The following is a 13,634-nucleotide window of genomic DNA, read 5'->3' on the forward strand; positions in this document are numbered from 1 at the left end:
TAGTGGAGTATTAATTTAATCTACAACATCAATTAAACCGTTATGCATATTCAGAATCAAACTTTCAGTGTGGCTAGTGCTACATATGTGAATAAAAACAAGAAAATGAAAAAAATACTTCTGGTAGAAGACGACCCAAATTTAGGTTTATTGTTACAAGACTATTTGCAGCTTAAAGGCAAGTTTGATGTAGTATTATGCACCGATGGTGAAGATGGATTGAGAACGTTTAATAAGCAGAACTTCGATTTATGTATCTTAGATGTGATGATGCCTAAAAAAGATGGTTTTACCTTGGGTAAAGACATTAGGAAGGTAAACACACAGGTACCCATTATTTTTGCAACGGCTAAAACCATGTTGGAAGATAAATCTGCTGCTTATGATTTAGGTGGTGATGATTATATTACCAAACCTTTCCGTATAGAAGAGCTTTTATTACGTATTAATGCGATGTTTAAGCGTGTGGCCAATAAAACAGATAATAACGATGAGGCTGCCGAAACACAGTTTTCTATCGGTCAATATCATTTCGATTATACAACCCAGATTATTACCGATAACGATCATCAGCAAAAACTTTCTACCAAAGAAGCCGAGCTGTTGCGTTTATTGTGTTTGAAAAAGAATACCGTTTTAACCCGCGAAGAGGCATTGTTAAGTATCTGGCATGATGATAATTACTTTAACGGGCGGAGTATGGATGTGTTTTTGAGTAAGTTGCGTAAGTATCTCAGGGCAGATCCGACGGTAGAAATTATCAATGTGCACGGAAAAGGCTATAAACTATTGGTGAGTTAATAGATCGGTTCGTCATCCTGAACTTGTTTCAGTATCCGATGTAACGCATTAAAGGAAAGGAGGCTGTATCATAAATATAGAATTGTCTTCCTGAGCCTGTCGAAGGACCTGTTTAAATTTCTAGAAAGACGTTTCGACTACTTGTCCCGATTCTTCGGGGAGCTCAACGTGACAAATTCTACTGAATTACAACTGATGATACAGCCACGACGCAAGGCAGTAAAAATATGGTTAGATATATAAATTCTCCTGAATGGCAGGAATAATATTTCTTTCCTGAGCAAGTTTAAACAAAGTGTCAACTGCTTTACGGCCTTCTTCGCCAAGGTTTACGCTATATTTATTTACATATAATTCGATGTGTTTGTACATCACACTTTCTTCCATGGCCTGGGCATGCTGGCGGATAAAATCGATCCCAGATTTTGGATGTGCAAAGGCAAACTCTACCGACTGGCGGATTAAACGGTTCACTTTTAACTGTACTTCGCGATCTAAATTACGGTTGATTACGATGCCACCCAAGGGGATGGCACAGCCAGTTAGTTTTTCCCAATAATCGCCTAAATCAACAATTTTGGTTAAACCTTTATCCTGATAGGTAAACCTGTTTTCGTGAATAATCAGTCCTAAATCAATCTGCCCGCTAAGTAAAGCCGATTCAATTTCTGAAAAAACAAGTTCCTGTTTGTTTTGCAAATGAGGATAAGCAATTCCCAGCAAGAAATTAGCTGTGGTGTATTTTCCTGGTATTCCAACCCTTAGTTTGGAATCTGGCGTTTGCAGTTCAGCGTCCTTTTCTCCATCGAAATGATTCTTACTGATTAATAACGGCCCAACACCAAAACCCAGGGCACTTCCTGCATCCAGTAAGGCATACTGATTAGCAACATAGGCAAAGGCATGGAAACTTAACTTGGTAACATCTAATTCGCCTTTAAGTGCCTTTTGGTTTAACGTTTCTACATCATCATAAGAAACCTCAAATTCTAGTCCTTCCGTATCAATTTTATGGTGAATTAGCGCATCAAAAATAAATGTATCGTTAGGGCAGGGAGAAAATCCAAGTGTAAGTTTCATCTATTTATTTTTTTGTTTTCAGTTGTTAGATTCATAAATCAAAATTAAGTACTGCGGTAAACTAATCAGTCATAATCAGTTCATTTCTCCAACAAATGCAATGGCCCAATCATTTAAGTTTTTAATGGCCAAGCCAATTTTCCAATTGTCTTTATTTCTTGGTTCTACATAATTAGATATACTTCTAATCTGTAAACAATCTATATTTAACTGTTTGCTGGCATAAAAAACAGCGGCACCCTCCATGCTTTCGGTAGTTGGGTTTAACCTTTTCATTAGATTTTTAATGCTTTTTTCGCTTCCCGTTACACAGTTCATGGTTATGCCTTTTGCCATTGGTAGATTAATGCTTTTGTTTGTTTTCGAGGTGTAATGGTTCTCACCAAAACCCAAATCGCTTATGGTTAAAAATTCATCTCCATTTTCGGCGCCCAGTTCAGCAAAAGTATCTTCGGCAATATTTAATACAGTACCTAAAGCTATATCCCGATCGAAGCTTCCGGCAATGCCGAAATTTACCACAAGATTATATTTAGATGAAAGATGTTTGCCCAGGGCAAAAGCTGTTGCCACCATTCCAACGCCTGTGATCAGCAAATCGAAATTTTTACTTTCTACAAAATCTCCATCTGGCAAATTAAAATGTTGATAAAAGAAGGTGAGTTCGGCTTTTGTGGCAGCAACAACTAAAGTTTTCATAACGTAAAGTTAGCAGATTGTTTTCATTTAAGTTTTATGTAAGCTTTGGTCTTTAGTCTTTAAGCTTGAACCTTTATCCGTATATTTGCATTTTATTTTATAGTAATGATTTACATAACGAGAAAAGCATCCTTTAATGCGGCGCACAAATTGGCCCGTACCGATTGGGATGATGATAAAAACAATGAAGTTTATGGTAAATGTGCCAACCCCAATTGGCATGGCCATAACTATTGGTTATATGTTACAGTTAAAGGCGAAGTGAATCCGGAAACAGGTTTTCTTGTTGATTTGAAATGGCTGAAAGACGTAATGAATGACTATGTGGTAGATAAGGTTGACCATAAAAACCTGAATCTTGATGTAGATTTTATGAAAGGCAAGTTGGCTTCAACTGAAAATCTGGCCATAGAAATCTGGAAACAATTATGGGCGCCGATTGCAGAGAGCGGCGCAGTTTTACATTGCGTAAAAATATACGAGACCGAAAATAATTTTGTTGAATACTTTGGTTAAAAACCCGAATTAATGAGCGATAAAGACGTATTGAAAGGCGAATCGAGAGATGGTTATGTAAAAATAGACCGTTACAACGAAGATAAAATTGAAGCTGTAGCTACACATTATAAAGATATTCTTGGCCAGTTGGGCGAAAATCCGGAACGCGAAGGTTTACTAAAAACACCTGAGCGCGTGGCTAAGGCGCTGCAATATTTAACACATGGGTACGATTTAAAACCTGATGAGATTCTGAAGGGTGCAATGTTTGAAGAAGATTATAGCCAAATGGTTGTGGTTAAGGATATTGAAGTGTATTCGATGTGCGAACACCATATGCTACCATTCTTCGGTAAAGCACATATTGCTTATATTCCTAACGGACACATTGTTGGTTTAAGTAAAATCCCACGCGTAGTTGATGCTTTTGCCCGTCGTTTACAGGTACAGGAACGTTTAACGAACGAAATTAGAGATTGTATTCAAAATACCCTTAACCCAATGGGCGTTGCAGTGGTGATGGAGTGCAGGCACTTATGTATGTCTATGCGTGGTGTGCAAAAGCAAAATTCGGTAACCACAACATCAGCCTTTACAGGAACTTTTTTAAGTAACGATAAAACAAGAGCCGAGTTTTTAAGGTTAATTACCGCAAGTTTAGATTAATAGTATCAGGTAGAAAGTAACAGGTATCAAGATAGGGCAATAGATAAAAACGCTAGCCGATAAACGCGATACGCCAAACTAATTATAATGAGAGCATATATTTTTCCCGGACAGGGAGCACAGTTTGTAGGTATGGGTAAAGATCTTTATGAGCACCCAAAAGCTGCAGCATTATTTGAACAGGCTAATGAAATTATCGGTTTCCGCATTAGCGATATTATGTTTAGCGGAACAGATGAAGAGCTTAAACAAACCAATGTAACCCAACCGGCAATCTTTTTGCATTCGGTTATTTTAGCTAAAGTGTTGGGCGATGATTTTAAGCCAGATATGGTTGCAGGTCACTCATTAGGCGAATTTTCGGCACTAGTGGCTGCAAATGCGTTAAGCTTTGAAGATGGATTAAAACTGGTTATTGCCCGTGCAAATGCCATGCAAAAAGCATGCGAGGCACAACCATCAACCATGGCAGCTATTTTAGGTTTAGCTGATGATGTAGTTGAAAAAATCTGTGCAGAAATTGATGCTGTAGTAGTTCCTGCAAATTATAACTGCCCTGGGCAATTGGTAATTTCGGGCAGCATAGAAGGGATTGATCTGGCTTGTGCTAAACTAACAGAAGCAGGTGCTAAAAGAGCTTTAAAATTAAATGTAGGCGGTGCATTCCACTCTCCTTTAATGGAACCTGCAAAAATTGAATTACAAGCAGCGATAGAGGCCACTCATATTTCTGCACCAATTTGTCCGGTTTACCAAAATGTTGATGCAAAGCCATATACAGACCCATCTGAAATTAAAGGCAATTTAATTAAACAATTAACAGGTGCTGTACGTTGGACACAGACAGTAGGGAACATGCTTGCCGATGGTGCAACTGAATTTGTAGAAGTTGGTCCAGGCAATGTGTTACAGGGATTGGTTAAAAAGGTAAGCCGCGAGGTACAAACAAGTAGTGCTGCCATAGCTTAATTTATTCAAAATAGAATATTTTGCCAACGCCATAAACTCAGCTGTTTATGGCGTTGTTTTTTATCAATATTTAATATCTTTATCCGTAGATGAAAATGAGCTTTGGTGTAAAAATAAGATTTCTATTGCTTGTTTTGGGCTGTTGTCTCATTGCAACTTCTATTTCGTTAAGTCGGTTTACAACCAAAAGTGAACTCCTGGAGCACGACGCGCAAGAGATTCAACAGAACCTTTTGATTAAAGAAAAAGCGGTAAAAAGTTTTTTGGCCGATAAAAATCAGGTTACTAAGGCCAAACAGTTTCATCTCAACCCGCAAAATGCGATAGATTTTATCAATACCTACCGCAAAAACAACGGCATAAACCTGCTCACCTATCAAAATAACCAACTTAAGTTTTGGAGCACCTATAAAGTTGCAGAAATAGATCCAACTACAATAAAAGAGGGTAGTTCGGTCTTGTTTTTTTATAACGGCTGGTACGAGGTAATTAAAAGTACCCAGGGCAATTTCAGCTTTATTTTCTTGATCGGCATTCAATCTCAATATCCATTTAAAGAAACAAAATATTTTAAAAATGATATCGATCCAATTTTATCAAATACCAAAATATTAACGTTTGCATCTTTTACAGATAAGGATGTGTATGTAATAAAAAGTTTGGATAATAAATTTCTATTCGGACTTAAAGTTAAACCAGGATATGCAGAAACCCATTATTCAGGCACACAATTATGGTTGTTTGTTGCTGGTATGTTATGCATCTGCATGTTTTTTAATTCTTTAAGTTCGTTCATTGCCAGGCGTGGGCACATTGCATGGGGTACTTTTTTGTTATTGTTTTTCTTCCTGGCCTTTCGGTTAACAGATTTATATTATGGCTGGTTTAACCACCGGTTTACTTTAGATCTATTTGATCCGAAAATATATGCCGATAATTTCCTGATGCCTTCGTTGGGCGACTTTTTGTTAAATGTAATTGCACTAACCTGGCTGCTCTTGTTTATGTATAACCATAAGGAACAATATAAGTTTCCGGGATGGGTTAAGCGGAGCAAAATAATTGGAGTTGTTATTCAGGCTGGATTAATGGTGTTGATAGGTCGGATAGTTTGGGATACCGATGACATTTTCTTCGGATTGATTTTTAATTCAAAAATTAATTTCGATATCGTTAATATTCTTAAACTCAGTGGAACCAGCTGGGTGGGTATTGTAATTTTGTGTCTGGCCTGGTTTCAGATTTACCTGATAACAGCTGTTTCGGCAACAGTAAGCAGCCAATTAAATGTAAGCAATAAAGAGCGGGTGATTATTTTTTTAATTGGCTTTGCAGGTGTTTTTATCTACAAGCTCGTGGTAGATTTTAATGCATTTTTTATTGTTTTTGCCCTTGTATTATTTATCGTGGCACGGGCCGTTTATTTAAAAGAAAAGAACTTTTCAATCGGCATGTTTGCCATTGTGTTTTTCTGTTTGGCTTTTAATACTTCTATTAAATACACAAAGTACAAAGATATTAAGGAAAGAAGTTTACGCGAGCCTTTGGCCAGAAAAGTGCAATCGTCAGAAGATCCGAATGCCATTATTGCTTTAGGTACTTTGGGCAATGAAATTGTTAAAGATAATTTTCTGACAGGCTATTTTAGTCAAAACCGAAAAGGCAGTTACTCGGTGCTTAAAAATCATATTAAAGATTATTTGGATGGCTATTTAAACCGCTACGATTATCAGATCTATCCGTACGATAGATTGGGTGCTGCGATAGAAAATTCTGATACACCACCGATTGATAAATATAAAAACCTGGTTGAGGCCGGCTCTGTTAAAATTGATGGATCAAACTTTTTTTATCAGGTTAACAATACATTTGGTTATCAGGATTACTTTGGTATCATCTCTGTTGTAGATAATGGCAGTTTATTAGGCACACTCGTTATCGAACTCCGCTCAAAGCCATATAATTATAACAATCGGCTACCCGATCTCTTAGGTGATCAAAAATTGATCAAAGACGAAGATTTTAAGGGTTATTCTATTGCCTTGTATAGCAATAATAAATTGCTTAATCAATCTGGAAATTATACTTACCCTTTAGATGGAAGCATATTTAAAGGTAAAAAGGATGATTTTATAACCAGTAACGACGATGAACTTCGTTACAGCCATTTAATTTATAAGCCTACTGATAGCAAAATGGTTGTAATCAGTAAAGAGAAGGTAGATTATGTAGAACGTTTGGCTGCGCTATCGTTTTTCTTCCTGATATTTATCATCTTCTCTTTGTTACTTTATGGTTTAATATGGCTAATCAAAAACCTTGATGATGATAAGGTGGGCTGGTTTAGTATCAACAGGTCTTTAATGATCAATGCCAATAAGATCTTGTACAAAACCAGGATCCAGGTATCTATTGTGCTGGCCGTTGTTGCAACGCTGGTTATTGTAGGTTGGGGAACTTATTATTACATGAACAATGAGTACCGAGGGCAACAGGATACTATATTAAAAGATAAGATAAGGAAGGTGCAGCAGAATTTTGAGAAGCAGATTTTTAGCAATGGCATAATTGCAAACGACGAGAATGCAGCGGCAGATTTCAACAATTTTGCTGATATCAATAACGCGGATCTAAACCTATACGATCTGAATGGTAACCTGATCATGACCACCTATCCAAAACTCTATAATTATAAAATTATCGGTAAAAAGATGGGACCATCAGCCTTTGCTTCTTTAGGAGGTTTGCATCGTTCAGAATTTATCAATGCTGAAGAAAAGATAGGTAACTTAACCTACGCTGCAGCATATGCTCCTATCAGGAATGCACAAAATAAAACAATTGCCTATATCGGCCTGCCAAATTACTCTACCGAAGAAGAATATACAGATAAACTGGCGCTTTTTGTAAGTAACCTGATTAATCTTTATGCCCTGGTATTTGTGGCTATTGGAGTGCTGGCTGTATTTTTGGCCAATCAGATTACCAGTCCCTTAACTTTTATTCAGGACAGTATTAGTAAAACGAAAATCGGGCAAAAGAACGAACCCATTGTATGGCGTAGGCATGATGAGATCGGCTCTTTAATTAAGGAGTATAATCACATGATTGCGGCCTTGGAAGATAGTGCGATTAAGCTCGCCAGATCGGAACGGGAGAGTGCCTGGCGCGAAATGGCGAAACAGGTTGCCCACGAAATCAAGAATCCGTTAACGCCTTTAAAATTGGGTGTTCAGCTGTTAGAGAAATCGTGGAAAGAGAAAGATCCTAATTTCGAGCTGAAGTTTAATAAGTTTAGCAAATCGTTTATAGAACAGATTGATAGCCTTTCGAAAATTGCTTCTGAGTTTTCTAATTTTGCCAAAATGCCCGATACCAATCTGGAGCGCCTTTCTTTGCTTCCGATTATTGAACAGGCGAGAGAAGTATTTAAAAGTACCGAAAACGTAACCATTGATGTGCTAAACAAAAGCGATAAGGACATCGAAATCATGGCCGATCATGATCAGCTTTTAAGAACGTTTAACAACCTGCTTAAAAACGCAATAGAAGCTATTGATGAGGAAACTTTATGCTGCATCACCATAATTATATATGTAGATGCAAAAAATGCATATATCGAAATAAAAGATAATGGAAAAGGCATTCCATCGGCCCTGCACGATAAAATATTTGTACCGAACTTCACTACAAAAACATCAGGTACAGGTTTAGGCTTAGCCTTTGTTAAGCAGGCTGTAGAAAATGCGGGTGGCTCTGTTAAGTTTACCTCAATAAACGGTTTAGGAACAACATTCTACTTAAACTTTCCTTTAGCTTAAATTAAAAATAATCGGAAGAGATTTGGTTAATCAGAAGGTGGATTTTATCTCAGCTCCACTTGAGCCTTGCCCATGGTATTACCATCAGCATATAAAATTACGGTATATATGCCCTTTATAAATGGTTTAGGGTTTGCCCAGTCGATAACATAGGTGCTGTCATCGTTATTGTAGTTAATAAAAATAGAGTGGCTGAACTGCATATCCTGCCCATCAGCCTCAAAATGGTTTCCCTCGTCTGCAAGCAGATTCCCAGCCGGATCGAATACCCGAAGATAAATGTTATGATGTCCTTTTTCTGCTAACTGGTTAGGCACAACATTAAAGCGCACGCTTAATTTCTCGGCGGTAGATGATTTGGTAACTTCGACTTTTTTGCCACTTGATTTTGTTCTGAAGGCAATAATCTCGGCAGATTGAAGCTTTAATGCCGCGGCAGTTTTAACTTTCGCATTGAGATTAGCGTTTTCGTTCTCTAAGTTAGATGCCTTATTGCTGATGTTTCTTAGGGTATTCTGTAAGCTATCGCGGCTGTTTTTTAGGAAAATATTGTCTTTCTGCAGCTGAATAATCTGATCATTGTAGTTTTTAACAAAGGTTTTCAGTTCATTAATCTGCGTATTGGCTTTGTCGAGTTCGCCCTGGGTAATCTGGTTTTTTTCTAAAGCTGCTTTAAGCTCTTCGATTTTTACCCGGGCAAGCTTCTGTTCTTCAACAAGTTTCTCGTTTAAATCCAGGTTTAATGCATTAACCTTATCCAGCTCAACCTCAATCTTTTCTACCTCGAGCCGCAGTTTATCTTTCTCTGTACTAACTGTAACAAATCTTTCACTTTGCTGTCGGTCTTTAAAAAACAAGTAAGCATTTGTGCCAATTAAAGCAGCAATAACGATGACCAGGAAGTAAATTTTGTTTCTATCACCCTTATTAATCTTTTGTGGTTCCATTTTTAATAACGCTGTATCTTCTGTAAATTAATATACTTTTGTTGTCCATAGGTAAATGGGGGGTACACAATTAATTTTAGCAGGGCGCAAATTAATTTTTTTAAAAACTTATAAGAGTTTTTAAAAAAAATCGTTTACTTGCTAATGTTCATTTGTATTCAAATCAACACAAACACACAGCCTGAATAAAAAATAAGACAGAAATAATGCTTAAAAACTTCCTATACGCACTTTTATCTTTAACTGTAGTACCTTATATATTAAATGCACAACCTTTATCAAAAATTGCACCAAAAAGGGAGTTTAGGGGTGTTTGGGTGGCTACTGTTACCAATATAGACTGGCCATCAAAGCCAGGTTTAAGCATCGATCAACAAAAGCAGGAGCTGATTGGTATTTTAGAAAGACATAAAAGTCAAGGAATGAATGCAATTATTTTGCAGGTTAGACCAGCAGCCGATGCGTTCTACGCAAAATCCAGAGAGCCCTGGAGCCAATGGTTAATGGGTAAACAAGGTTTAGCACCCGCACCTGGTTACGACCCTTTGGCCTTTGCCATTAAGGAAGCCCATTTCAGGGGAATGGAACTTCATGCCTGGTTTAATCCCTATAGAGCCAGCATGAGTAGCACAGCGGTTTTAAGTGAAAACCATGCTTATCGTAAACATCCCGATTGGTTTTTTACCTACGGGGGCAAAAAGCAGTTTGATCCGGGTATTCCAGATGTGAGGGAGTATATTGTCCAGGTAATTTTAGATGTAGTAAAAGGATACGATATTGATGGAATTCACTTCGACGATTATTTTTACCCTTATAAAGTAGAAGGGCAAACGATTAACGATGGTAATACTTTTTACAAATACCCCAATAATTTTTCAGATATAAAAGACTGGAGGCGCAACAACGTTGATCTGCTCATCAAGCAGCTGGACGATAGTATCCACCACTATAAAAAATGGGTAAAGTTTGGCATTAGTCCTTTTGGGATCTGGAAAAATAAAAATGAAGATCCCGAAGGTTCTGCTACCAGTGGTCTATCCAATTATGCAGAACTTTTTGCCGATAGCCGTAAATGGGTTAGAGAAGGTTGGGTAGATTACATCAACCCTCAAATTTATTTTACGTTTACCAGAAGAGTAGCTCCCTATGGTATTTTGGTCGACTGGTGGAGCAATAATACCTTTGGTAGGCATGTTTATATCGGACAGGGTGCTTATCTGGTAAATTCGAGGGCAGAAGCAGCATGGAAAAACCTTAGTGAAATACCCAATCAGATTAGATACATAAGAAATAACAACCGAATTCAGGGGAGCGTGTTTTTTAGTTCTAAATCGTTAAGTACGGTTGCTAAAGCCGTAGGCGATTCCTTAAAGAATGATTTTTATAAGTACCCTGCTTTGCCACCGCAAATGCCATGGCTGGATGAAGTGCCGCCAAACGAACCTCAGGCATTAACGGCTGATGCACTAAAAGATGGTGTGCATTTAAAATGGCAGCTTCCGTTAAAGGCGAAAGATGGAGAAACGGCATCGGGATTTGTAATTTACAGGTTTAATGAAGGAGAAAAAATTTCGGTACTCGACCCTAAGTACATTGTTAAAATAAGCTTTGAAGATTATCTTTCATATATTGATACCAGCGTAGAAAGTGGAAAGCGGTACAGCTATCTAGTGACTGCGCTAGACCGACTAAAAAATGAAAGTGAACCTAGTGGGCCTGTTGGTATCGAAGTTCCCTTAGCAAAGGAATAATAAGTGCTATTTATCTTTCTTATTGGTCGATTCTCTTTCTACAACAGCTGGATCAAGCACAATATGCTCCATGTTGGCGTATGGGCTCTCCTGATTGATCATTTTCAGAAACATTTTAGCACATTCTTTGCCCATTTGTGGTGCATGCTGATCAATTGTTGATAGGTTAGGGGTAATGTAAGCGGAGAATGCTTCATTGGCGAAACCAATTACGCCAACTTCAGGGGGTGTTTCATCAATCTCTTTAAGCTTTTTAATTACACCTAAGGCGGTAAAATCATCACCCGCAATAATTGCATCGGGTTTGTTTCTGCTGCGCATTAACTTCCCTGCGCCAAACCTACCATCTTTAATAGATAAACCGCCAAAAATAATATGTTCTTCCATTAGCGGAAGGTTATGGTCTGCTAAGGCTGCTTTGTAGCCTTCTAAGCGATCGTTAAATATTTTAATCTGATGAACGGTGGTTACAAATGCAATTTTTTTATAACCCTGATCGATTAAATGTTTCGTAGCGATATAACCTGCCTTGAAATCATCAAGTGTAATGGTAGGGACTTTTAGTTCTAGATCTACCCGGTCGAATAAGATAAGTGGTTTATTTTGCTTTATAATTTCGGCAAAGTGCGAAACATCTTTTGTTTCTAAAGACATGGAGGCCATAATGCCATCTACCTGTGCCTCTAGCAAGGTTCTTACGCCGTTTATTTCGTTCTCTACAGATTCGTTGGATTGGTAGATAATAACGCGGTAGCCGGTGTCTTTCAGTCCGTCTTCTATGCAATGGATAATAGATGCGAAGAAGTGTGCTTGTACACTTGGCACAATTACACCAATAATATGGGTTTTGCCAGATTTTAATGCAGAGGCGAGTTTATTCGGGCTATAGTTTAATTTTTTAGCCATTTCAACAACTGCCTTCCTTGTGGCGTCACTTATTGCCGGAAAGCCACTAAGCGCCCTGGAAACAGTTGATACGGTAATATCAAGCTCCTTGGCTATATCGTATATGGTGGTTTTCTTTTTCAATTGCAGGGGGGACAATCAATTATAGCGTAAATTTACTAAACCTTAATAATAATGTTCTTTTTATACATAAAATATAATAATACATAAAAACCAAGAACATAGGTTATGGCCCAAACTAAGGAAGCATTTACGGGACTAAAAAACGGACTGTAACAAGTTTCATAAAAGCGTACCAATAATCCTGTTTTTGTACCATCAGGTTTGGTAATCTGGATTAGGTTTAATACCCGTGGCATTAAGCCTGCTAAGAAAAAGACTGTTATGGCATTTACACCATAAACAACAAAAGGAGTGGTGAATTTTTTGTAACCCTGAACATCGATGATCCAGTAACAAAGAGCTAGTCCTATTGACGCCAACCCACCCGCATAAAGTACATAAGAACTTGTCCAAAGGGCTTTGTTGATCGGGAATTGTAAATCCCAAAGTAAACCTAAAATAACCGAGGTTATACCGGCAGTAAATAACCAGGCCACCTTAGTTGGATTGTCTACATCTTTTCTGCGCATCCAAACGCCAACCAGAATACCAAATAAGCAGGTTCCCACTGCTGGTAATGTGCTCAAAATCCCTTCCGGATCCCAGGTTTTAGATGAGGCCCAGGTATGCGCTTCGGTTAAAATCCCGCGGTCGATCCAGGCGGCTAAATTGGTTTCTTTTTCCATGTTGGGGTAACCTACTCCCGGTACGGGAATAAATGTCATTAAGGCCCAATAAAGGGCAAGGATTACAATTAAGATTTTGAATATGGTTTTGTTCGATGCTTTGATGAAAATGATACTGCTAATGATAAAAACAATGCCTATTCTTTGTAAAACGCCTAAAAGCCTAACCGTTTGAAAAGCCTCCCAGATCGATCTGCCGTCTGTTATGGCACTGATAATTTTCCCGAAAATGGCCAAAAAGAAACCGAGTAAATAAAGTATAATACCACGTTTAATGGCTTTTATAATTGTTTTTTGATGTGTAAGCGGATCTGTTTTACTGCTGCTCATGGCAAATGCAATGGATACACCAACAATCCATAAGAAGAATGGGAAAATTAAATCGGTGGGCGTACATCCATTCCATTCCGCATGCTCTAAAGGCGCGTAAATATGGCCCCAGCTGCCCGGATTGTTCACTAAGATCATTGCGGCTACGGTTAATCCCCTGAAAAAATCAAGAGATAACAATCGTGGTTTAGGTTCGGTCATCATTAGCTTGTTTGGGTTCAGCAAACTAATTTAGAGTATTGTTTTTAGAATGAGAAATAAATCGGTTTACTTCCCGAAGTCTTTCTGCGCTCTTGTCCTTTTGAGACTTCTCTGGTTGGGTAAAAAAAATCCTGCCTTGAGTTAACAAGGCAGGATCAATATTTATTTTAACACGAG

Annotated in this window: 11 protein-coding genes; 6 read left to right on the top strand and 5 right to left on the bottom strand. The window is 38.0% G+C overall.

Annotated elements, in window-relative coordinates:
• Window positions 1–105: 105 nt before the first annotated feature.
• Window positions 106–801: a response regulator transcription factor gene (locus ASU31_RS15670; protein ID WP_029274212.1), complete on the top strand. Its 696-nt coding sequence runs from the start codon at window positions 106–108 to the stop codon at window positions 799–801.
• A gap of 231 nt (window positions 802–1,032) precedes the next feature.
• Here ASU31_RS15670 and ASU31_RS15675 read toward each other — a convergent pair whose 3' ends face one another.
• Together ASU31_RS15675 and mqnB are read right to left on the bottom strand one after the other, a co-directional pair.
• On the bottom strand, window positions 1,033–1,881 hold the full coding sequence (locus ASU31_RS15675; protein ID WP_057933228.1) for a menaquinone biosynthesis family protein: 849 nt from the start codon (window positions 1,879–1,881) through the stop codon (window positions 1,033–1,035).
• 75 nt (window positions 1,882–1,956) lie between these two features.
• Window positions 1,957–2,580, bottom strand: a complete 624-nt coding sequence (mqnB, locus tag ASU31_RS15680) for a futalosine hydrolase (RefSeq protein ID WP_057933229.1) — start codon at window positions 2,578–2,580, stop codon at window positions 1,957–1,959.
• 105 nt (window positions 2,581–2,685) lie between these two features.
• On the opposite strand from mqnB, the gene ASU31_RS15685 reads away from it, so the two are divergent.
• The 4 genes from ASU31_RS15685 (at window position 2,686) to ASU31_RS15700 (ending at window position 8,534) form a co-directional block, all read left to right on the top strand.
• Window positions 2,686–3,096, top strand: coding sequence for a 6-pyruvoyl trahydropterin synthase family protein (locus tag ASU31_RS15685; RefSeq protein WP_029274209.1), 411 nt, complete (start codon window positions 2,686–2,688; stop codon window positions 3,094–3,096).
• A 12-nt stretch (window positions 3,097–3,108) separates the two neighbouring features.
• Window positions 3,109–3,744 (top strand): GTP cyclohydrolase I FolE, encoded by a 636-nt coding sequence (gene folE, locus ASU31_RS15690; RefSeq protein WP_029274208.1) that lies wholly within the window; start codon window positions 3,109–3,111, stop codon window positions 3,742–3,744.
• 87 nt (window positions 3,745–3,831) lie between these two features.
• Window positions 3,832–4,713 (top strand): ACP S-malonyltransferase, encoded by an 882-nt coding sequence (fabD, locus tag ASU31_RS15695; protein ID WP_057933230.1) that lies wholly within the window; start codon window positions 3,832–3,834, stop codon window positions 4,711–4,713.
• An 89-nt stretch (window positions 4,714–4,802) separates the two neighbouring features.
• Window positions 4,803–8,534 (top strand): sensor histidine kinase, encoded by a 3,732-nt coding sequence (locus ASU31_RS15700; RefSeq protein WP_057933231.1) that lies wholly within the window; start codon window positions 4,803–4,805, stop codon window positions 8,532–8,534.
• Window positions 8,535–8,578: 44 nt separating this feature from the next.
• On the opposite strand, the gene ASU31_RS15705 is transcribed toward ASU31_RS15700, so the two are convergent.
• Window positions 8,579–9,481, bottom strand: a complete 903-nt coding sequence (locus ASU31_RS15705) for a hypothetical protein (protein WP_057933232.1) — start codon at window positions 9,479–9,481, stop codon at window positions 8,579–8,581.
• Between the two features lie 206 nt (window positions 9,482–9,687).
• Between ASU31_RS15705 and ASU31_RS15710 the strand changes: the two genes are divergently transcribed.
• Window positions 9,688–11,232, top strand: coding sequence for a glycoside hydrolase family 10-like protein (locus ASU31_RS15710; RefSeq protein WP_057933233.1), 1,545 nt, complete (start codon window positions 9,688–9,690; stop codon window positions 11,230–11,232).
• A gap of 6 nt (window positions 11,233–11,238) precedes the next feature.
• Here ASU31_RS15710 and ASU31_RS15715 read toward each other — a convergent pair whose 3' ends face one another.
• Together ASU31_RS15715 and ASU31_RS15720 are read right to left on the bottom strand one after the other, a co-directional pair.
• Complete coding sequence (locus ASU31_RS15715) at window positions 11,239–12,261, bottom strand: LacI family DNA-binding transcriptional regulator (protein ID WP_057933234.1); 1,023 nt, start codon at window positions 12,259–12,261, stop codon at window positions 11,239–11,241.
• A gap of 35 nt (window positions 12,262–12,296) precedes the next feature.
• Entirely contained in the window at window positions 12,297–13,457 is a 1,161-nt protein-coding gene (locus ASU31_RS15720) for an acyltransferase family protein (RefSeq protein WP_057933235.1), read from the bottom strand.
• Window positions 13,458–13,634 lie beyond the last annotated feature (177 nt).

The sequence above is a fragment of the Pedobacter ginsenosidimutans genome, assembly GCF_001442625.1.
Taxonomy (GTDB): domain Bacteria; phylum Bacteroidota; class Bacteroidia; order Sphingobacteriales; family Sphingobacteriaceae; genus Pedobacter; species Pedobacter ginsenosidimutans.